The 21867-nt window shown below is 64.4% G+C and carries 18 protein-coding genes; 3 read left to right on the top strand and 15 right to left on the bottom strand.

What is annotated here, in order from left to right:
* Positions 1–146: 146 nt before the first annotated feature.
* The 10 genes from rseP to dnaE form a co-directional block, all read right to left on the bottom strand.
* Positions 147–1304: an RIP metalloprotease RseP gene (rseP, locus tag JQ628_RS04110; protein WP_212219699.1), complete on the bottom strand. Its 1158-nt coding sequence runs from the start codon at positions 1302–1304 to the stop codon at positions 147–149.
* A 43-nt stretch (positions 1305–1347) separates the two neighbouring features.
* A complete protein-coding gene (gene dxr, locus JQ628_RS04105) occupies positions 1348–2571 on the bottom strand; it encodes a 1-deoxy-D-xylulose-5-phosphate reductoisomerase (protein ID WP_212219696.1) in 1224 nt (407 codons plus the stop codon).
* A gap of 4 nt (positions 2572–2575) precedes the next feature.
* A complete protein-coding gene (locus JQ628_RS04100) occupies positions 2576–3424 on the bottom strand; it encodes a phosphatidate cytidylyltransferase (RefSeq protein WP_212219693.1) in 849 nt (282 codons plus the stop codon).
* Positions 3421–4179: an isoprenyl transferase gene (locus JQ628_RS04095; RefSeq protein ID WP_212219690.1), complete on the bottom strand. Its 759-nt coding sequence runs from the start codon at positions 4177–4179 to the stop codon at positions 3421–3423. The genes JQ628_RS04100 and JQ628_RS04095 overlap by 4 nt, the downstream gene beginning before the upstream one ends.
* An 11-nt stretch (positions 4180–4190) precedes the next feature.
* Complete coding sequence (gene frr / locus JQ628_RS04090) at positions 4191–4754, bottom strand: ribosome recycling factor (RefSeq protein ID WP_212219687.1); 564 nt, start codon at positions 4752–4754, stop codon at positions 4191–4193.
* Positions 4755–4823: 69 nt separating this feature from the next.
* Positions 4824–5540 carry a UMP kinase gene (gene pyrH, locus JQ628_RS04085; RefSeq protein WP_212219684.1) on the bottom strand — a complete coding sequence of 239 codons (717 nt, stop codon included), beginning with the start codon at positions 5538–5540 and terminating at the stop codon, positions 4824–4826.
* A gap of 75 nt (positions 5541–5615) precedes the next feature.
* Positions 5616–6539 carry a translation elongation factor Ts gene (gene tsf, locus JQ628_RS04080; RefSeq protein ID WP_212221090.1) on the bottom strand — a complete coding sequence of 308 codons (924 nt, stop codon included), beginning with the start codon at positions 6537–6539 and terminating at the stop codon, positions 5616–5618.
* 189 nt (positions 6540–6728) lie between these two features.
* Positions 6729–7721, bottom strand: a complete 993-nt coding sequence (locus JQ628_RS04075) for a 30S ribosomal protein S2 (protein ID WP_212219681.1) — start codon at positions 7719–7721, stop codon at positions 6729–6731.
* Positions 7722–7946: 225 nt separating this feature from the next.
* Entirely contained in the window at positions 7947–10442 is a 2496-nt protein-coding gene (locus tag JQ628_RS04070) for a caspase family protein (protein WP_212219678.1), read from the bottom strand.
* Between the two features lie 127 nt (positions 10443–10569).
* Positions 10570–14073 (bottom strand): DNA polymerase III subunit alpha, encoded by a 3504-nt coding sequence (dnaE, locus tag JQ628_RS04065; RefSeq protein WP_212219675.1) that lies wholly within the window; start codon positions 14071–14073, stop codon positions 10570–10572.
* A 505-nt stretch (positions 14074–14578) separates the two neighbouring features.
* On the opposite strand from dnaE, the gene JQ628_RS04060 reads away from it, so the two are divergent.
* From JQ628_RS04060 to JQ628_RS04050, 3 genes are all read left to right on the top strand, one after another.
* Complete coding sequence (locus tag JQ628_RS04060; RefSeq protein WP_212219672.1) at positions 14579–14869, top strand: DUF3551 domain-containing protein; 291 nt, start codon at positions 14579–14581, stop codon at positions 14867–14869.
* Between the two features lie 84 nt (positions 14870–14953).
* On the top strand, positions 14954–15205 hold the full coding sequence (locus JQ628_RS04055; protein ID WP_212219669.1) for a DUF3551 domain-containing protein: 252 nt from the start codon (positions 14954–14956) through the stop codon (positions 15203–15205).
* Positions 15205–15465, top strand: coding sequence for a DUF3551 domain-containing protein (locus JQ628_RS04050; RefSeq protein ID WP_212219666.1), 261 nt, complete (start codon positions 15205–15207; stop codon positions 15463–15465). Before JQ628_RS04055 ends, JQ628_RS04050 begins: the two co-directional genes overlap by 1 nt.
* Before the next feature lie 3 nt (positions 15466–15468).
* On the opposite strand, the gene JQ628_RS04045 is transcribed toward JQ628_RS04050, so the two are convergent.
* The 5 genes from JQ628_RS04045 to JQ628_RS04025 form a co-directional block, all read right to left on the bottom strand.
* Positions 15469–16173 carry an ABC transporter ATP-binding protein gene (locus tag JQ628_RS04045; RefSeq protein ID WP_212221087.1) on the bottom strand — a complete coding sequence of 235 codons (705 nt, stop codon included), beginning with the start codon at positions 16171–16173 and terminating at the stop codon, positions 15469–15471.
* 7 nt (positions 16174–16180) lie between these two features.
* Positions 16181–17461 carry a lipoprotein-releasing ABC transporter permease subunit gene (locus tag JQ628_RS04040; protein WP_212219663.1) on the bottom strand — a complete coding sequence of 427 codons (1281 nt, stop codon included), beginning with the start codon at positions 17459–17461 and terminating at the stop codon, positions 16181–16183.
* The gene (locus JQ628_RS04035) at positions 17461–18741 is read right to left on the bottom strand and encodes a lipoprotein-releasing ABC transporter permease subunit (RefSeq protein ID WP_212219660.1); all 1281 of its coding nucleotides are present in this window, start codon (positions 18739–18741) and stop codon (positions 17461–17463) included. The genes JQ628_RS04040 and JQ628_RS04035 overlap by 1 nt, the downstream gene beginning before the upstream one ends.
* Before the next feature lie 73 nt (positions 18742–18814).
* Positions 18815–20134: a proline--tRNA ligase gene (proS, locus tag JQ628_RS04030; RefSeq protein WP_212219658.1), complete on the bottom strand. Its 1320-nt coding sequence runs from the start codon at positions 20132–20134 to the stop codon at positions 18815–18817.
* 162 nt (positions 20135–20296) lie between these two features.
* A complete protein-coding gene (locus JQ628_RS04025) occupies positions 20297–21865 on the bottom strand; it encodes a copper resistance CopC/CopD family protein (protein ID WP_212219655.1) in 1569 nt (522 codons plus the stop codon).
* Positions 21866–21867 lie beyond the last annotated feature (2 nt).

Genomic DNA, 21867 nt, shown 5'->3' with positions numbered 1-21867 from the left:
CCCCATTACCCCCGAGGACCGGCCGATTCCCAACCTGTTGCTCTGCTTGTAGCCAAATTCGCCGGAGCGGCAAACGACTGAGGGCAGCGCAATTCCATTTTCATTCCAAGACGTTGCCAATGGGCAACGTCACAAAAAAGGCCCAATCAAGATTTCGTCGGCCAGAGGTGCAAAATGTCGTTGTAGGTGGCAAACACCATCAACATCAGCACCAACGCCAATCCGATTCGGAACCCCATTTCCTGCGCCCGCTCCGAGAGCGGACGTCCCCGTATCGCCTCCACTGCATAGAACAAAAGGTGACCACCATCGAGCAACGGCACCGGGAACAGGTTCAGAAGCCCGATCGAGATCGAAAGCACGGCCGTGAGGTGAATCAGGGCGGCAAGACCGATCGTGGCGACCTGCCCGGAGATTTGCGCGATTCGCAGCGGACCGCCGACCTGATCGGCCGCCTCGCGCCCGCTGAACACCCCGCCGATATAGGCAAAGGTGCGCTCCACCACGAACCAGGTTTCCTTCACCCCCAGCCAGGCGGCGGTGGCGGGATCGACACGTTCGGTCACGACGTCGCCGGGCGCAGTGGCGCGGGTGATTCCGAGCACGCCAAGCCGGTGCGTGTTGCCGAAGGCGTCCTTCACCTCGCGCAGCTCGGGCGTGCCCTTCAGCGTCACGGTCGCATCGCCGCGCTTGACGCTAAAGGTCAGTTGCTCGCCGGCGCGGACCCCGACAATGCGCTGCATGTCGGAGAACGATCCGATCGTCTTGCCGTCGATCGAGGTGACGATGTCGCCGACCTGGAAGCCGGCCGCGGCAGCGGCGCTATTGGCCTCGACCTTGTCGACGCGCGCGGTCGTGCTCGGCTTGCCGAAGAACGTGAACAGACAAGTGAAGATCACGATCGCGAGGATGAAATTCGCAATCGGACCGGCCGCGACGATGGCGGCGCGCGGACCCACCTTCTTGTGATGGAAGCTGCCGGCGCGCTCTTCCTCCGTCATGGTGGCCAGCGTCTCGGCCGATGGCGTGGAGGCCTCGGTATCGTCGCCGAAGAATTTGACATAACCGCCGAGCGGGATGGCGGAGACCTTCCAGCGCGTGCCGTGACGGTCATTGAAACCGAACAGCTCTGGCCCGAAGCCGACCGAGAACGTTAACACTTTCACGCCCGCCCAGCGGGCGACCAGAAAATGGCCGAGCTCGTGGAAGAACACCACGATCGTCAGCACGAACAAAAAGGGGATCACGTAACCGATGAGCCCATGGCTCAACGTATTGAAGCTATTCAGTAAAAGATCGGACATCCGATTCCCCTCGACAAGGGCCAACGGCCCCGTCCCCAACCCTCTAAAATGCCTTTAAGGCAATTTGAGGCAATAGGGAGGCGGCCTTATTTCGCGCGATATGGTCAATGGAAATCGCATCATCCGCTGAGGTCAGCGGCGCGCGATTGCCGGTGCGAATCCAGTCGTTCAGCGTCGCCTCGACGAGGCGTGCGATGCCGCCGAATCTGATCTTGCCGGCCACGAAAGCGGCGACCGCAATTTCGTTGGCGGCGTTGTAGACGGTGGTCGCGCCACGCCCCGTCCGCAGCGCCTCATAGGCAAGCCGCAGCGCCGGAAAACGCTCGAAGTCGGGCGCTTCAAAAGTGAGCTGGCCGATCTTCGCGAGATCGAGCTTGGCGGAAGGTCCGACGATGCGGTCAGGCCATCCGAGGCAATGTGCAATCGGAATGCGCATGTCCGGCGTGCCGAGCTGCGCCACCACCGAACGGTCGGAGAACTCGACCATGCCGTGGATGATCGACTGCGGATGCACCAGCACGTCGATCTCGTCCGGCGTCAGCGCAAACAGGTAGGACGCTTCGATCACCTCGAGGCCCTTGTTCATCATCGACGCGGAATCGATGGTGATCTTCTGGCCCATGCTCCAGTTCGGATGCTTGAGCGCCTGCTCGAGCGTCGCCTGCTCGATATCGGCAGGTGCCCAGGTGCGGAACGGTCCGCCGGAGGCCGTGATGATGACGCGAACAAGCTCTTCGCGATTGCCCGAGGAGAGCGCCTGGAACAGCGCGTTGTGTTCGGAATCCGCGGGCAGAATGCAGGCGCCCGCTTTCGCCGCCCGCTGCATGAAGAAATCGCCGGCACAAACGAGGCATTCCTTGTTGGCGAGCGCCACCGCGGCACCACGGTCGACGGCGGCAAGCGCCGGCTTCAGCCCGGCGGCGCCGCTGACGGCGGCCATCACCCAATCGGCCGGCCGCGCGGCAGCTTCGATGATGGCGCTCTCGCCCGCCCCGCATTCGGTACGGGTGCCGACAAGCGCCTCCTTCAATTCGCCAAGACGCGAGGGATCGGCGATGGCCGCGAAACGCGCATTGAATTCCTTCGCCAACTTCGCCAGCGCCTGCACATTGCCGTTCGCGGTCAACGCCTCGACCTGGTAGCGGTCGCGTGCGCCGCGCAGCAAATCCATGGTGCTATCGCCGATCGAGCCGGTCGCGCCCAGCACCGTCACGCTGCGCACGGCGGACGCGGCAGCTTTGTTGTTACGCAATGGAACAGCGCTCATAGCCTCACCAAACCATAAGACCGCGGCCGACGCCATCGGCGCCACCCCGCAAAAATCCTAAAATCGCCGCAACCACGACGGCGGCGACAAAGCCGTCCAGCCGATCCATCAGCCCGCCATGGCCGGGAATGATGTGGCTCGAATCCTTGACGCCGAAGCGCCGCTTTACCGCGGACTCGAACAGATCGCCAAGCTGAGAAACGACCGAAAGAAACCCGCCTAACAGCAGCAACGGGCCGGCTTTTCCGAGATTGAGCGCGGCAAAGCCCGCCGCCACGGCAAGGCTCAGCGCGAATCCGCCGATCGCACCGGCCCAGGTCTTGTTGGGGCTCACGCGCGGCCACAATTTCGGGCCCCCAATACCCCGGCCGGCAAAATAGCCGCCGATATCGCTCACCCAGACCACCAGCAGCACGAAGATCAGCGCTAAAAAGCCGCTGCCGGGATCGAGACGCACCAGGACCGACGCAACTTCAGCCGCTGCCGCATATAGAAATCCCGCGCCCGTCCAGTTCCGCCGCTCCGATGACAACAGCGTGACCACGACAAATCCGCTCAGCAAGACGATCAACGCTGCATCAATGCGTCCGGCGATGAGGCAAATCCCGGCGACCGCCAGCGACGCAACACCGGGCACGGTGACACGCAGGTCGCGGGCGAGGCCTATGATCATCAGCCATTCGAGAAACAGCCCGATGCATGCGAGCGTCACCAGCACGGCCCACAGCCAGCCGCCGGCATAGGCCATCGCAAGCGCCAGCGGGGCGAGCACCAGCGCGGCCACGACCCGCATCAGGAGATTACGCGATCCCTGCCCGGCTGCCGCCGCCGGCGCGGCCTCGCCCTCGGTCACGAGCCGGTTTTCGCGGCAAGGCCGCCGAAACGGCGTTCGCGCCGGGCATATTCGGCGACCGCGCTTTCAAGCGCGGCCTTGTCGAAATCCGGCCAGTGGATCGGCACGAACACAAGCTCGCTGTAGGCCGCCTGCCACATCAGGAAGTTCGACAGCCGCTGTTCGCCGCTGGTGCGGATGATCAGGTCGGGATCGGGAATGTCGGGAGCATCGAGATAGCGGCCGAGCGCGTCGGCATCGATCGTGGCCGGATCGCGCTTGCCTTCGGCGACTTCGTGCGCGAGGCGCTGCGCGGCGGCAGCGATCTCCTGACGCGAGCCGTAGTTGAAGGCGACGATGAGATTGAGTCGGGTGTTGTTGCGCGTCAGTTCTTCGGCTTCATTGAGCAGCGCGCAGATATCGCTCTCGAGGCCCGCGCGCTCGCCGATCACGCGCACCCGCACGCCGTCGCTGTGCAGGGTTGCGAGATCGTTGCGGATGAAGCGGCGAAGCAGGCCGAAGAGATCGCCGATCTCGGTCGCCGGGCGCGACCAGTTTTCCGAGCTGAACGAGAAGATGGTGAGATAGACGATGCCGAGCTCGTGGGCCGCGCGAACCACGCGGCGCAGGGCTTCGACGCCGCGGCGGTGACCTTCTGCGCGCGGCAGCCCGCGCGCCGCCGCCCAGCGCCCATTCCCATCCATGATGATGGCCACATGGAGGGGACCAGCGGATCGGTCCGGTCCATCGGTTGCAGGCACTGCGGCGTTCGTCATTCGATCAATTCCTAGACCGTAAGGATTTCCTTTTCCTTCGCCGCAAGCAACGCATCGATTTCCGAAATCGTACCATCGGTCGCCTTCTGCACATCATTGGAGAGGCGCTCCTGGTCGTCTTCGGATATCTCGTGGTTCTTCTCGAGCTTCTTGACGATATCGAGCCCGTCACGACGCACGTGGCGCACGGCAACGCGCGCCGCTTCCGCATATTTGTGCGCGACTTTTACCAATTCCTTGCGGCGATCCGCGTTGAGTTCGGGAATCCGCAAGCGCAGCACCTGGCCTTCGGTCGCCGGGCTCAAACCAAGATTTGAATCCACAATCGCCTTTTCGACGGCTTTCACCATCGACTTGTCCCAGACCTGAACCGAAAGCATCCGGGGTTCCGGCACGCTGATGGTGGCAAGCTGATTTAGCGGCATATGCGAGCCGTAGGCCTCCACCTGCACGGGTTCCAGCATGGAAGCCGCTGCACGGCCGGTCCGCAATCCGCCGAGCTCATGTTTGAGCGATTGGGTGGCGCCCTGCATGCGGCGCTTCAATTCATTGATATCGAAACCAGGCGTGGGCATAACCCTCTCCCTTCCTCAAGATTCTCGCCGCCTTGCTCCGCCTCGAATCTGACGCGGCGGAGAGACCGTTCAACCGGCGACGATGGTACCGTGGCCTGTGCCACGCAAGATCGCGCCGATCGAGCCCGGCTCGGCGATCGAGAAGACGATGATAGGCAGCGATGTCTCGCGGGCAAGCGCGAATGCGGTGGCGTCCATCACCTTGTAGCCGCCTTCAATCGCCTGTGAATGGGTCAGGCGGTCGAAACGTTTGGCCGACGGATCCTTCTTGGGGTCGGCCGTGTAGACGCCGTCGACATTGGTGGCCTTCAGCACCGCCTGGGCGCCGATTTCGGCCGCGCGCAGCACCGCCGTCGTGTCGGTCGTGAAGAAGGGATTGCCGGTTCCGCCGCCGAGCAGCACGATCCGTCCCTCGGCCAGGTATTTGTGCGCCGCACCGCGGGTAAAGAGCTCCGAAATCTCCGGCATCACGAAGGCCGACAGCGTGCGCGCCGGAGAGCCCTTGCGCTCGATCGCCGCCTCCAGCGCGAGGCAGTTCATCATGGTAGCTAGCATGCCCATGGTGTCGCCGGTCGGACGGGAGACGCCACGGGAGGAAACTTCCACGCCGCGAACCATGTTGCCGCCGCCGACAACCACCGCGACTTCAGAACCAAGCTGGCGCGCGGCGATCAATTCGCCCGCAATGCGGTCCACCGTCGGCTGATCGATGCCGAAGCCGTGGCCGCCGGCGAGATATTCGCCCGAAAGCTTGACCACGACGCGACGATAGACCGGCTCAGCCATTTCGAATCGCTTTCCTGTCCCGCGCAGGCCTGCCCTTCGGGCGCTGTTAGCGCCCGCAAGAGCCTGGCCAGCGGGTTACTTCTTGCCGCTGGCGGCCGCGACTTCGGCTGCGAAATCGGATTCCTGCTTCTCGATTCCCTCGCCGAGAGCATAGCGCACAAAGCCAGTGATCTTGATGGGACCGCCGACCTTGCCCTCAGCTTCCTTCACGGCCTGGGCAACCGACTTGCCGCTGTCGTGGATGAAGGCCTGCTCGAGCAGACAGACTTCCTTGTAGAAGGTTTTCAAGCCCGACTCGACGATCTTCTCGATCACGTTCTCCGGCTTGCCCTGCTGACGATACTTGTCAGCGAGCACGTCCTTTTCGCGCTTGACGATTTCAGGATCGAGGCCGGCCGGGTCCAGCGCCTGCGGATTGGCCGCGGCGACGTGCATGGCGAGCTGACGCCCGAGTACGGCGAGCTCATCGGTCTTGCCCGAAGACTCCAGCGCGACGATCACGCCCATCTTGCCGGCACCGTCGATGACGGCGTTGTGGATGTAGCTCGATACCACGCCCTGCTTCACTTCGAGCAAAGCTGCGCGGCGCAGCGTCATGTTCTCGCCGATGGTGGCGATCGCGTCCGAGATTGCGGTCTCGACCGTGACAGAGCCGACCTTGGCGGCCTTGATCTTCTCGACATCCGCGCCGACGTCGAGCGCGACCTGGGCGATCATCTTGACGAGGCCCTGGAACTGCTCGTTGCGCGCAACGAAGTCGGTTTCCGAATTGACCTCGACCACGACGCCCTTGGTGCCCTTGGTAAGAGCGCTGATCAGGCCTTCAGCCGCGACGCGGCCGGATTTCTTGGCGGCCTTGGAGAGGCCCTTCTTGCGCAGCCAGTCCTGCGCAGCCTCCATATCGCCACCGGTCTCGGTAAGCGCGGCCTTGCAATCCATCATGCCCGCGCCGGTTGACTCGCGCAGATCCTTGACCATCGCTGCGGTGATTGTGGCCACTTTTGTGTCTGCCATCTCTGGATGTCCTTTGTGCCTGTCTGAGCGACCACCGCGGGACCAACGTCCACGCCGCCGTCGACTATCAGGGCCTATTTAGTTGGGAAGCGCGTGGCCGGAATGCCCGGCCACCTTACTATTATCGTTTGAGCATGATCCTTTTCGGAAAAACCGGGATCATGCTCCGCCCGCTTATTCCGCTTCCGCGGTGAGCGCCTTGGCCTTGGCGACCCAGGCATCGGCGCGGCTCGAAAGACCGACCTCTTCGCCGATCTTGTGCGCGGTGTCGTGATCGAGTTCGGCAAGCTGCCAGTAGTGGAAGATGCCGAGGTCGTTGAACTTCTTCTCGATCGCGCCGGACACGCCCGGCAGCTTCTTGAGATCGTCGGCCGGGCCGCGCGGACCGGCGAGACCCTGGAAGCCCGATGCCGTCGCCGGGACTTCCTCCTGCACCGGCTTCGTCGCGGCGCCGATATCGATACCGGCGTCGCCCTGCGCACGGGAAATGCCGTCGATCACAGCCCGGGCCATCAGGTCGCAATACAGCGAAATGGCACGGCCGGCGTCGTCATTGCCCGGCACCACATAGGTGATGCCCTTCGGGTCGGAATTGGTATCAACGATCGCGGCAACAGGAATATTGAGCCGCTGCGCTTCCTGGATCGCGATGTCTTCCTTGTTGGTGTCGATCACGAAGATCATGTCGGGAAGACCGCCCATGTCCTTGATGCCGCCGAGCGAACGGTCGAGCTTGTCGCGCTCGCGCTGTAGCGTCAGCCGCTCCTTCTTGGTGTAGGAGTTGGCTTCGCCGGACGAGAGCACTTCGTCGAGGTGACGCAGGCGCTTGATCGAGCCGGAAATCGTCTTCCAGTTGGTCAGCGTACCGCCGAGCCAGCGCGAGTTGACGAAATACTGCGCCGAGCGCTTGGCGGCTTCGGCGACGCCATCCTGCGCCTGCCGCTTGGTGCCGACGAACAGCACGCGGCCGCCCTTGGCGACGGTGTCGCTGACGGCCTGCAAGGCACGGTGCAGCATCGGCACGGTCTGCGCGAGGTCGATGATGTGGATGTTGTTGCGGGCGCCGAAAATGTACTCCGCCATTTTCGGATTCCAGCGGTGACTCTGGTGGCCAAAGTGCACGCCAGCTTCGAGAAGCTGACGCATAGAGAATTCGGGTAGCGCCATAGGTTTAGTTCTCCGGTTGGTTCCTCCGGAAACGTGTGAGCAAACGAGCCTTTTGCGGCCCGGTTGCCACCGGACGGCCTTCTACAGCCATGTTTCCGTGTGAGATGGCGCGGCTTATAGAGGCGCGGAAGCGATTTCGCAAGGATTTCTCGCGCCTCTGCCCACGAACCGTCCGGAAAAAAGCCTCCGGTCAGCCCCCGGGAAAGGGACTGACCGGTGCGTTTTTCAGCATCTGGGCACGCCGGGCGGGCACCGCTTGGCGGCCGCCGCCGGCGGGGGTGCCGCCGGCCGGGCCATTGGCGGTGGCGCCATGGGTCTCGCCATCGCCGGCGGTGGCGCGGCTGGACGAGCCATCTGGGGCATCGGGCGAGCCATCTGCGGCGGCGGGGCCGCGATTCTTGGCTGTGGCGGCGGGGCCGCGATTCGCGGCGCCGGCGGTGGCGGCGCGGCCATCCGCGGCGGCGGAGCCGTCATCCGTGGCGCTGGCGCCGGCGGAGGCGTTGGCCTTGCCAGTTGCGGCGCGGGCCGCGGCGGTGCCGCAGTTGGTGCCTGCACCGACGGCGGCGGACCGGACGGCCTCGGCGCAACGGCCGTGTTCGGCCTCGCCGGCAGATTGGCTACGCCGGGCGCAGGCGCCGGAGGCGCCATCCCCGGCCTGGGCCGCGAATCCGGCGCGATCGGCCGGGCGCCAGCCGGTCCTGGGCCAGCCCGTCCTGGCCCAGCCGGTCCTGGACCCGCGGCATTCGGAGCACCGGCCCCTGGAGGTGGCGCATTCGCAGTCTGCCCCCTTGGGGCACCTACGGCGCCGGGCACGGTAGCGGCGGCAGGCGGCTGCTGACCAGGTGGAAGGCCGGGCCTGGCATTGGGACCACCGGCTGGCGGCCCTCCGGTCGCCGTGCGCGGCGGCGCCAGCGGGGCCCCTTTGGTGCCCGGCACGGGCAGCGTATTGGCCCTCGGCAGTGGTTGGCCCGCAGGCGGCGCAGTCGGCGAAACATTGGCCGGCAGCGGCGCAGGCGCGCCACCTCCCCTCGGGCCCTGCGGCCCCTGGAGCCCTTGAGGCGCACCACCAAGCGCCCCCGGAGGTCCCCGCCGCCCCTCCCGAGGATTGATCGAGGCGCTTGGCGGCACTGGCGCCTTTCCCTGCTGGATCAGCGAGGCTCTTTGCGCGACTGACGGAGGCAATCCCGGCGAGGCCATGCCGCGCGGCGCAATCATAGGAGGCCCACCCGGACGGCCGCCCGGGCCGGGTCGGCCGCCGGGCGTCATTGCACCCGGTGGCGGCGGGCGGTTGATGACGGTGTCGATCATCCGCCTGTTGTGGATGTTGGCGTAGATGATGTTGTTCGGCGGCGGCCGAACGTAGATCGGCGGCCGGACATAGACCGGGAACGGCACGAACACCGGCTGCGGCAGGATGAACAGTCCGATCGGCGGCGGCGGTGGCTCCAGCACGACAAAATCGGCCGGCGGCGGCGGCAGGAAGAATACCGGCGGTGGCGGCGGCGGCGCGAAGTCGAAGTACGGATCGTCGAATGCCAGCACGGGGCGATCGACATAGACGAACTCTTCGGGCGGCGGTGGCGGCACGTCGTAGTCCATCATGGCGAACGATGGCGGCGGCTCTGCGGGCGCCGTCAGGATGGCGAGGCGCCGGCGCGCATCAGCCGCGTGGGGACCGTTCGGATAGCGGCGCAGATACGACCAGTACGCGTCCGGCGTATCGGCGCGATAGGTACGCTGCCAGACGGTCGCCTCGCGCCGCGCGGCCGCGAGCGCCCGCACGCGTTTGGCCATGGGATCATCGGGATAGGCTGCGATAAATTCGTCGTAGCCGGCCAGCGTGTCGCGCTCGAGTGCAGCGGCATAGGCGTCCTGCACGCCGAGATCGCGGATCGGCTTGTTGCGGACAGCCGCGGCCTGATCCGGCGGCGCCTGCACCGGCGCATCGGGCGCGCGGTCGAAGAACACGAAATTGGTGTCGACCTTCTGCGCATGCCAAGGCACTTGCGCACCCTTGGTGGCCTCATTGACGCGCAGCCTCACGCGGTCGAACAGCTCGGGAAGCGGCAGGCCGCCGGTGCGGATCATCTCGGCGAGCGCCTGCGCATAGGCGCCGTAGGACCCCTCCTCGAGCGGCGCGACGGTGCCCGGCGCGGCGTTGAAGGCGATCAGCATATGCGGCTCGGGTTCGATCAGCGCGAGGCCGCTGGCGATCGGCTGGCCGCCCTCGATAAACGGCTGCGGCCGCGCCGTATCCAGCACGACGATCCCTGCCTTCAACGGGAGCGAGGCAAGCAGGCGCAGATAATCGCTGATCCGCAATCCCTCGACCGGGATGTCCGTCTCGCGGTTGATCGGAGCGTCGACGGGAATGAAATAGTTCTCGCCGGCAAGCTGCATGCCGTAGCCCGCCAGATAGACCATCGCGACCGTGTCCGGCCCCGACGTCTCGGCTTTTTGGATAAAATCGCGAAAACTCTTGCGCAGCGTGTCGCCGTCGAGATCGCGCGCGCCGACGACGTCGAAGCCTGCCGCCTGTAGGGTTTGCGCGATCAGGCCCGCGTCATTGGCGGCGGTCGCCAGCGGCGACTTGGCGTAAGCGCCATTGCCGACCACGAGCGCGATGCGCTTTTCCTGTTGCTGGGCAGCCGCGAGACCTGGAACCCCGATCATGAGGGTCAGGGACAGCAGGAAAATGGAAAGGCCGGTAGCCGCGCGCATGGTTCATCCACCCAAGGTGCTCGAAGGTTCTTGCGTCGCGTATCAGGCGCGCCGCTTGCTGAACAGGATTTGAACGAATAGCGCTGCGATTAAGGCGAAAACAGTCCCGTTCACATGTTCCGGCGTCCTAGAGGGTCTGCACGTCCACCACGCCTGACACCGCTTTCAGGGCTCCGGCGATCTGCGGGGAGACCTTGAAGCGGCCCGGCAGCTTCATTTCCACCTCGGTCTCGAGGTCGAGCATGATCACCAGCGAGACGTCGGCATCGCCACCATTGGAGGCCACTGGCGCCGCCTTTGCGGGGGATGCCGCCTTGCCCGAGCCGTTTGCGGGCGCTGCCTCGGGCATGTTGAGACGCCTTGCGATGGAATCGAGCGGCTTGGTGTCGCGAACGAAGATGCGAAGTCCCTTTTGTGTCTTGGCGGCGGCGTCATCCAGCGGCTCGGCATGCAGCACGCGGGCGCGCACGTCCTCGCCCTGTAGTTCGGCGCCGAGCTGCAACAGCACCGCCGCGCCCGGCTCCAGCACGTCGCGATACTGCGCCAGCCCTTCGGAGAACAGCACCGCCTCGAAATGGCCGGTCGGATCGGACAGGCCCATGATACCCATCTTGTTGCCGGTCTTGGTGCGGCGCTCCATGCGTGAGACCACCGTGGCCGCCACCTTGCCGGCCGTCGCGCCGGTTTTGACCGCACGCGAAAACTCGGCCCAGGACTGCACGCGCAGACGCTTCAGGATGGTGGCGTAATCGTCGAGCGGATGGCCGGACAGGAAGAAGCCGATCGCGTCATATTCGCGCCGCAGCCGGTCGGCCGGCAGCCAGGGCTCGACCTGCGGCAGCATGATGGTCGGCGCGTCGGCGGCGCCGCCGAACATGTCGTTCTGCCCGATCGTCGCCGCCTCGTGGCTGCGCTGACAGGCAGCTAAGATCGCATCCGCACCGGCAAAGACGCGCGCGCGGTTCGGCTCCAGCGTGTCGAATGCACCGGCCGCAGCCAGGCTCTCGATGATGCGCTTGTTGATGGCGCGGGGATTCACGCGGTTGGCAAAATCCGCAAGCGAGGTGAACAGGCCCTTCTTGCGTTCCTCGACGATCTGCTCGATGGCCTGCGGACCGACACCCTTGAGCGCTGCGAGCGCATAGTGAATCTTGCCGTCGCTCACTTCAAAGGTGGGACCGGAGCGGTTGATGTTGGGCGGCTCGACCTTGATGCCGAGGCGCTGCGCCTCGGAGCGGAATTCGGAGAGCTTGTCAGTATTGTTGAGATCGAGCGTCATCGACGCTGCGATGAATTCGACGGGGTAATGCGCCTTCATATAGGCGGTGTGATAGGACACCAGTGCATAGGCCGCCGCGTGGCTCTTGTTGAAGCCGTAGTCGGCGAACTTTGCCAGCAGTTCGAAGATAGTGTCCGCCTGCCCTTTCGGCACGTTGTTCTTGACCGAGCCGGCGACGAACACCGCGCGCTGCTTCTCCATCTCGGCGCGGATTTTCTTACCCATCGCGCGGCGAAGCAGGTCGGCGTCGCCGAGCGAATAGCCGGCCATCACCTGAGCGATCTGCATCACCTGCTCCTGGTAGATGATGACGCCGAACGTCTCTTTAAGGATCGGCTCCAGCATCGGATGCAGATATTCCGGCTCCTCGTCGCCATGCTTGCGCGCGCAATAGGTAGGGATGTTCGCCATCGGACCCGGCCGATACAACGCGACCAGCGCGATGATGTCCTCGAAGCGGTCGGGCCGCATGTCGACCAGCGCGCGACGCATGCCCTGACTTTCAACCTGGAACACGCCGACCACGTCGCCCCGCGCCAGCATCTGGTAACTGGGCGCATCATCCAGCGGCAGCGTCGGCAGATCGACATGGATGTCGCGCTGCTTGAGCAATTTGACGGCGACATCCAGCACCGTCAGCGTCTTCAGACCCAGGAAGTCGAATTTAACGAGGCCGGCCGGCTCCACCCACTTCATGTTGAACTGGGTGACCGGCATGTCGGATTTGGGATCGCGGTAGAGCGGCACCAGTTCGCTCAAGGGGCGATCGCCGATCACGATGCCGGCGGCATGGGTGGAGGCATGCCGCGTCAGGCCTTCGAGGCGTTGCGCAATGTCGAAGGCACGCGCGACGACGGCGTCCTCATCGCGGAACGCCTGAAGCTTTGGTTCGCTCGCGATCGCCGCCGCCAGCGTCACGGGCGCTGCCGGGTTCTGCGGTACCAGTTTTGTCAGCTTGTCGACCTGCCCATAGGGCATCTGCAAGACGCGGCCGACGTCGCGCAACACGCCGCGCGCCTGTAGCGTACCGAAGGTGATGATCTGGGCAACCTGGTCGCGCCCGTAGCGCTGCTGGACGTAATCGATCACCTCGCCGCGGCGGTCCTGGCAGAAGTCGATGTCGAAGTCCGGCATCGACACGCGCTCGGGATTGAGGAAGCGCTCGAACAGCAGCCCAAAGCGGATCGGATCGAGGTCAGTAATGGTCAGTGCGTAGGCGACCAGCGAGCCTGCGCCCGAACCGCGGCCCGGCCCGACCGGAATGCCTTGCGACTTCGCGTGCTTGATGAAGTCGGACACGATCAGGAAGTAACCCGAATAGTTCATGCGGGTGATGACATCGATCTCGAAGGCGAGACGCTTGCTGTAGTCCTCCTCGGTGGTGCCTTGCGAAAGGCCGTGAACCGAAAGCCGGCGGGCGAGCCCCTCCTCCGCCTGCCGGCGCAGCTCCTGATTTTCCTCTTCCTGCGCGTTGGCGCCGGCGCCGACGGTGAAGCGCGGCAGAATCGGCTTGCGCGTCTTCGGGCGGAACGAGCAGCGCTCGGCGATTTCGACGGTGGATGCGAGTGCCTCGGGAATGTCGGCGAACAGCACCGCCATTTCGGCGCGCGTCTTGAAGCGATGGTCCGGGGTCAATTGCTCACGGTCGGTCTCGGCGATCAGCCGGCCGCCGGCGATGCAGAGCAGCGCATCGTGGGATTCGTAATCATCTGTGCTTGCGAAATACGGCTCGTTGGTCGCGACCAGCGGCAGGCCCTTGCCATAGGCGATGTCGATCAGCCCGCCCTCGACGCGGCGTTCCCTGTCGATGCCGTGGCGCTGCAATTCGATGTAGAGGCGGTCGCCGAAGCGGCTGGCCAGCCGCTCGCTGCGCGAAGCCGCAAGTTCGATATTGCCGGCGCCAAGCGCCAGCGCGATCGGTCCATCCGGTCCGCCGGTAAGTGCGATCAGGTCGTCGGCATCGCCTTCCAGCCAGTCGAATTTGATGTGCGGCGCCTGGTGAACCGGTGTCTCGAGAAAGGCGCGCGAATTCAGCCGCATCAGGCTGCGATAGCCGCGTTCGCGGGCGGCGAGCAGCACGATCCTTGACGGCGCGGCCAGCGAATTGCGCGCATTGGGATCCTGGTCGCCGAAATCGATGGCGAGTTCGCAGCCGACTATCGGCTGGATGCCGTAGCCCGCCATCTTGTCGGAGAACTCCAGCGCCCCGAACATGTTGTCGGTGTCGGTCAGCGCCAGCGCGGGCTGGCGGTCGGCCTTGGCCAGTTCGCCGAGCTTGGCGATCTTGATGGAGCCCTTCAGCAGCGAATAGGCGGAATGGACATGGAGATGGACGAATCCGGCGCTGGACATCGGCGGCAAAAACTTCTGCGTCAGGGATGAGGCGATCGCCGGACCTTCGCCGACTCGCTTTCGCGATGGTGGAGCCTCCGACCTGGGGAGTCCACGCGGAACAGCCGATCCGGCGTCACCGTCCCGCTTTTCCCCAACGGCCCCATCCCGCCCTTCGGACGCGACGGCGTCAGAGCTGCGGAATGAGCTGCGCCCATACCGCGATCATGCCCACGAACAGCGTAATCGACGCCAATGCGGCAGCTTCCTCGACGAAAATCTTCAACATGGCCCGTCTCCCATCGGCTCCATCGACCAGAACGTACCGAGAACAATGTTCCTTTTTCGTTCTATCCGTCAAGCCGGGAAATCCGGACACAATTCGCAGCGTTAACAAATGGTTTAAGGCGCTAGGCGTTGGGCCCTTGCGAAGGTGAGTTGACGGAAACCCACCTGCCCGGCTTGGGTGAGACCAGAGAATCGATCAGCGCCGTCGCGGGCCACGGGCCAGAAACTGGAGACTTTCATGCGTAACGCAATCATGGCCATCCTGACCGTCGGCGGACTCGCTGCGATCGGCACCGCGCCGGCCGAGGCCGTCGGCACCCGCTATCCGTTCTGCATCACGGGACCGGAGCAACCGGGCCTGAGCAACTGCACGTTCATCAGCTACGAGCAGTGCCAGGCGACCGCGTCCGGCCGGCGGCTGTGGTGCGTCGAGAATCCCTACTTTGTGGACGAGAGCGCTCCGCCGCGCACCTCCGGGCGCCGCCTGCCCCCGGCCCTGCCTCCGCCGCCGGGCTATCGCACGTATTGACCGCCATCGCGGTTCATCCAGCGAACGTGAATTGACGCGCACGTGTCGGCCCTGTCTGCTCCAAAATTGAAAGCTGGAGCGCCGATGCGAGGCCTGCTGTTGGCGCTGACGTTGGTGGGTGCGGCGTGCGCAATGCCGGCGATGGCGCGCGACTATCCCTATTGCATCAAGGGTTGCGATTTTGATGCATCTCGCGGCGACTGCAGCTTCACGAGCTACCGGCAATGTCAGGCGACGGCCGCCGGCCGCGACGCCTGGTGCGCCGAAAATCCCGACTACAATGCCAAGGCGGAAATGCGTGATGACCGCGGCCGCCAGTCCCGGAGGAGGTTGTGATGCGCATTCCAGCTTTGGCCATTTTGGCGACCGCGGCAGTTTCCCTCGCGAGCCCTGCGACGGCCCAAACATATGCGGGCTATCCGGTCTGCCTGCATGTGTACGGACCGATCACTTATTACGAGTGCAACTATACTTCGATTGCCCAATGCAATATCTCGGCATCAGGCCGGGCAGCCCAGTGCGTGGTCAATCCCTATACAGCCCAGGCCGCCATGGGCCCGGCGCGGGCTTACAAGCGGCGTCCGGCCTATTACTAGGAATTACTCCAGTTCAACCACCTGCCCGTCGACCAGCGAGACACGGCGGTCCATGCGGTTGGCCAGATCCATGTTGTGGGTGGCGATCAGCATTGCCACGCGCGTGGCGCGGACCAATTGCATCAGCGCATTGAAGACGTGATCGGCGGTGCCTGGATCGAGATTTCCGGTCGGCTCGTCGGCCAACAGCACCCGCGGCGCGTTGGCGACGGCGCGTGCAATCGCAACCCGCTGCTGTTCGCCGCCGGATAGTTCCGCCGGCCGGTGTGAGACGCGCTCGCCAAGGCCAAGATACGACAGGATTTCGGTCGAGCGCTTGACGGTCTCGCTGCGCTTCAGCCCGCGGATCATCTGCGGCAGCATGACGTTTTCGAGCGCGGTGAATTCCGGCAGCAGCCGGTGCGACTGGTAAACGAAGCCGATATCCGAGCGCCGGATCTGCGTGCGCTCCGTATCGGACAATTGCGAGGTCGGCGCACCGCCAACATAGACCTCGCCATCGTCGGGGGTCTCCAGCAGGCCGGCGATATGCAGCAGCGTCGACTTGCCCGAGCCGGAAGGCGCGACCAGCGCCACCGATTGCCCGGCCCAAAGCGCAAGCTTTGCGCCGTTGAGGATCGTCAGCGTCGACTCGCCTTGCGTGTACTGGCGCTTGATATCGTGAAGATAGACCACCGGTACATCTTCCGCCCCCTGCTGCTGCTCCATCGGGCCCTCACTCGTACCGGAGCGCATCGACGGGATCGAGGCGCGCGGCACGCCATGACGGGTAGAGCGTGGCCAGGAAGGAAAGCGTCAGCGCCATGACCACGACAGCGGTGGTCTCGCCTACATCGATCTCGGCAGGCAGTCGCGACAGGAAATACAGTTCCGGCGAGAACAGTTCGGTGTTGGTGAGCCAGGACAGGAACTGCCGGATCGATTCGATGTTCAGGCAGATCAGCATGCCGACGAAAAAGCCCGTCAGCGTGCCGACGACGCCAATGGCCGCACCCGTGATAAGGAACACCCGCATGATGGAGCCCTGCGAGGCGCCCATCGTGCGCAGGATCGCAATGTCCTGGCCCTTGTCCTTCACCAGCATGATCAGGCCGGAGACGATGTTCAGCGCCGCCACCAGCACGATCATGGTCAGGATCAGGAACATTACGTTGCGCTCGACCTGTAGCGCATTGAAGAAGGTCGAATTGCGCTGACGCCAGTCGACCAAAAATACCGGCCGGCCGGCGGCTTCGGTCACGGACTTGCGAAACGTGTCGATGCGATCGGGGTTGGTCGTGAATACCTCGATCGCAGTGACGTCATTGTTGCGGTTGAAATAGGCCTGCGCCTCCGGCAGCGGCATGAACACGAAGCCTGCGTCGTATTCAGACATGCCGATCTCGAACACGGCGGCGACGCGATAGGGTTTGATGCGCGGCGTCGTGCCCATCGGCGTCACTGCGCCGCGCGGCGCCACCAGCGTGATGCTGTCGCCGGCATGCAGCGACAATTGATCGGCGAGCCGGCGGCCGATCGCGACACCCTGCCCTTCGTCAAAGCCCTCGAGCGAGCCCTGCTTGATGTTCTTGGCGATGGACGTGAGGTTGTTGAGGTCCTCGGCGCGCATGCCGCGCACCAGCACACCGGAGGCATTGAATGCCGAGGACGCCAGCGCCTGGCCGTCGACCACGGGCGCGGCGAGCCGGATGCCCTGCACCTGGCTGATACGGTCGGCGACGTCCTTCCAGTCGGTCAGCGGCGATTCCAGCGGCTGCACCAGGATGTGGCCGTTGAGGCCGAGAATCTTGTCCAGCAGTTCCTTGCGGAAGCCGTTCATCACCGCCATCACGATGATCAGCGTCGCAACGCCCAGCATGATGCCGAGGAAGGAAAACCCGGCGATCACGGAAATAAAACCTTCCTTGCGGCGCGCCCGCAGATAGCGCCCGGACAATAGCCACTCGAATGGCGCGAAAGGTGCTGTGCGGAGTGGCTCGTTCATGGCGTTGTCCATCAGCCGTACCTCAGCGCGTCGACGGGATCGAGGCGGGCGGCCCGCCAGGACGGGTAGAGCGTCGCCAGGAACGACAGCGCCAGCGCCATGACCACCACGGCGGCAACCTCGCCGAACGCGATTTCGGCAGGAAGCTTCGAGAGGAAATACAGATCGCGCGGAAACAAGTCGGTGTTGGTCAGCCAGGACAGAAACCGCTCAAGCGCTTCGATGTTCAGCGAGATGACCAAACCGACCACGACCCCTGTCAGCGTGCCGACGACGCCGATCGCAGCGCCGGTAATCAGGAACACCCGCATGACCGCCCCCTGCGAAGCGCCCATGGTGCGCAGGATTGCGATATCCTGGCCCTTGTCCTTCACCAGCATGATCAGGCCGGAGACGATGTTGAGCGCCGCCACCAGCACGATCATGGTCAGGATCAGGAACATGACATTGCGCTGGACCTGCAACGCATTGAAGAATGTCGAGTTGCGCCGGCGCCAGTCGACCAAAAACACCGGTCGCCCGGCAGCCTCGGTCACGGCTTCACGAAACGCATCGATCCGGTCGGGATTGGCCGTGAACACCTCGATCGCGCTGACGTCGTTGTTGCGGTTGAAATAGGCCTGCGACTCCGACAGCGGCATGAGCACGAGCGACGAATCGTATTCCGACATGCCGATCTCGAACACGGCGGCGATCTTGTAAGGCTTGATGCGGGGCGTCGTGCCCATCGGCGTCACGGCGCCGCGCGGCGCCACCAGCGTGATGCTGTCGCCGGCATGCAGCTTCAATTGATCGGCAAGGCTCCGGCCGATCGCCACGCCCTGCCCTTCGTCGAACCGCTCGAGCGAACCTTCCTTGAGGTTTCTGGCGATCGGCGCGAGGTTGTTGATATCATCGGCGCGCATGCCGCGTACCAGCACTCCGGTGGCTTTCAATGCTGAAGACGCCAGTGCCTGGCCGTCGACCACGGGCGCGGCAAGCCGCACGCCCGGGACCTGGCTGACGCGGTCGGCGACGTCCTTCCAGTCGGTCAGCGGCGACTCGAGCGGCTGCACCAGAATATGGCCGTTGAGGCCGAGTATCTTGTCCAGCAATTCGTTCCGAAAACCGTTCAGTACGGCCATGACAACGATGAGCGTCGCAACGCCCAGCATGATGCCGAGGAAGGAAAACCCGGCGATGACGGAAATGAATCCTTCCTTGCGGCGCGCCCGCAGATAGCGCCCGGACACTAGCCACTCGAATGGCGCGAAAGGTGCTGTGCGGAGCGGCTCGTTCATGGCGTCATCCATCTCTCGATAATCCCATGATTCGGGCCAATTGTGGCCGTATTGCCCGGAAGCGAAGCGGTTCGGTGGATAATCCCTATCCGGCCAGCCGCGCGACCACCTCAGCCGGCGACAGGTTTTCACGTGAGCCGTCGCTGCGCTTCTTGACCTCGACCTTGCCCTCGGCAAGGCCCTTTGGCCCGACCAGGATTTGCCAGGGAATGCCAATCAGGTCGGCCCCGGCGAATTTGGCGCCCGCGCGTTGATCGGTATCGTCGTAAAGCACATCGACGCCCTTGGCAGTGAGCTCGCGGTAGAGATTTTCGCAGGCGCCATCGACCGCGGCATCGCCCTGCTTCAGGTTCAAAATGGTGGCCCGGAACGGGGCGACCGCTTCCGGCCATTTGATGCCGACATCGTCATGGCAGGCCTCGATGATGGCGCCAACCAGCCGCGAGACGCCAACGCCATACGAGCCGCCATGGATCGGGACGTCGACACCGTCGGGACCTGCCACCAGCGCCTTCATGGAGTCGGAATATTTGGTGCCGAAATAGAAGATCTGGCCGACCTCGATGCCGCGGGTGTGCACTTTCTTTTCCGCCGGCACCTCTCGCTCGAAGCGCGCAGCATCGTGGACGTCTTCAGTCGCCGCGTAGACCGAGGTCCATTGCTTGATGATCGGGGTGAGATCGCCGTCGTAATCGACGTCGTCGCCGGGGATCGGCAGATTGAGCACGTCGCTGTCGCAGTAGACGCCGGACTCGCCGGTCTCCGCGAGCACGATGAATTCATGGCTGAGGTCACCGCCGATCGGGCCGGTCTCAGCGCGCATCGGGATCGCCTTCAATCCCATTCGCGCGAAGGTGCGCAAGTAAGCCACGAACATCTTGTTGTAGGAGAGCCGGGCGGCGGCTTCGTCGATATCGAAGGAATAGGCATCCTTCATCAAAAATTCGCGGCCGCGCATCACGCCGAAACGCGGGCGCTGCTCGTCGCGAAACTTCCACTGGATGTGGTAAAGATTGAGCGGCAGGTTGCGATACGACTTCACGTATGAACGGAAGATTTCCGTGATCATCTCCTCGTTGGTCGGCCCGTACAGCAATTCGCGCTTGTGGCGGTCGGTGATGCGGAGCATTTCCGGCCCGTAGGCATCATAGCGGCCGCTCTCGCGCCAGAGGTCGGCGAGTTGCAGCGTCGGCATCAACAATTCGAGCGCGCCGGCGCGATCCTGCTCTTCGCGGACGATCTGCTCGATCTTCTTCAACACCCGAAATCCCAATGGCAGCCACGCATAGATGCCGGCCGCCTCCTGCCGCATCATGCCCGCGCGCAGCATCAAGCGGTGCGAGACGATCTCCGCCTCCTTCGGATTCTCTTTCAGGATCGGAAGAAAAAACCGCGACAATCTCATGACGACACTCAGGAATCAGGGGGACACGGGAAGAGACGCAGTGAAACCGGATCGGGTGTGAAAATACAAGGGCAAGGGGACCGAAAAGGCCGCCAAAACGGCGGGTTTCCTGCGATTTCAGGCCGGAATGGAGCTCCATGGCGTGCGCTCGCCATGGCACCGTCAGCGCAGGTCGAAATCGTCTTCCAGAGTGACCTTCTGGAAATCGGTGACCAGCGCGTCGATCCGTATATGCCAGCGGCCGGCAAGCGGCAGCGCCACGTCGCGGACGTGCCAGTAGCCGTCGCGCCCAGGGGCCGCCTTGCGCTCGAGTGCCTCGACGCCGCGTTCGGGCAGGCTCAGCGTCAGCGTCACTTCCTTCGCCTCGAGGGGGCTGGCGTCGCCGTTCATCAACTGAAGCACAAAATTATCGGTCCCGACCTTGCCGGGCGAGATCAGCACCTGGAACATCGCCGCATCGGTGTGGATATGGATCGCCAGCGGCGGCTGGGTGGAAGCCGCCAGTGCGCGCGGCGGCGGGGTGAAGCGCCAGCCGGCCACGGCGGCCAGAATTGCAATCACGAGAACGAGCTCAACGAGAATTGATCCGAACAATGGATGCGTATCGTCGGGATCGGCCGCGAGCGCCGGCGTCACCACAAAACGATTCAGGGCCGCAAAGCCGAGCAGGACGATCACCAGCCCCAGCTTGACCAAGAGGATGGCCCCGTAACCGGTATCGACCAGCGCACGAAAGCTTTGCAACTGAATGGCCGCCAGCGTGAGGCCGGTCAACGCCACCAGTCCCACGGCTGCCACCGCGCCAGCCGAGAAGCTGCGCAGCGCCCGCAACAGGCCCGACGATCGTTGCCGCGCCATCGCCGCGAGCGGCACCAGCGCACCAATCCAGTAAGCGACGCCGACGCCATGAACGAATACCAACGGCCGCGACAACCATTGCGGCGACGCCGTCGCGGCATGCCCACTCGCGGCCAGCGAAAGTCCGACACCCGCCATCGCCACGGAGGTGAGCACCCGGGCGGTCGTCCGGCTCGGGCTACGCCGGGCGAACCATGCAAGCACCACGGCCGCGATCGCGATCAGCATCGACGGCCCAAAACTGGTGGAGAATGCGGCCTTCCATGGCGCAAGCGTTGCCAGCGCGCCCGGCGGAAGATTTTGCAAATCGAGGCCTTGCAGGCCAAGCGATACGACAGCGCTGACGAGGCCAACGCCGAGCACGCGCCTGATGGTCGTTGCGCCATCCGCTCCGCGTCCGATCCAGGCCGCGAAGAACGCGCCGCCGACGCCGACAAACAGTCCGAGATAGACACCTATCCGCGCAAGCCAGATATCGACCCGTGACGGACCGCCACTCGCCTGCCCTGCCGCCTCGCGCGTCACCGCGCCGACCGAAAACATCAGGGATCCCGCGACGGGATGCCCATCCTGCGACACCACGCGATAACTGACGATCTGCGTGCCGCGCGGCAGATTGTCGGGCAACGCGATGAAGACGGACGGACCGGAGACCTGCGAGGTGATGTCGTCGCGCGATTTGCCCTCGGCATCGATCAGGCTGATAGCGCCGGGCGTGACGCCTTCGTTGAAGCGCAGATGGATCATCTTTGGCGCCTGCGCCAGCACGCTGCCGTCGGCGGGCTCGGTCGCAACCAGCGTCGCATGCGCGAGCGCGCCGGTCGCAAAACAAAGGACCGACAACAGCGCCGCAATGACGGCGGCAAGACGCATCG

This window comes from Bradyrhizobium lablabi (assembly GCF_018129385.1).
Taxonomy (GTDB): domain Bacteria; phylum Pseudomonadota; class Alphaproteobacteria; order Rhizobiales; family Xanthobacteraceae; genus Bradyrhizobium; species Bradyrhizobium lablabi_C.
This window is presented reverse-complemented; position numbering and strand designations above follow the sequence as displayed.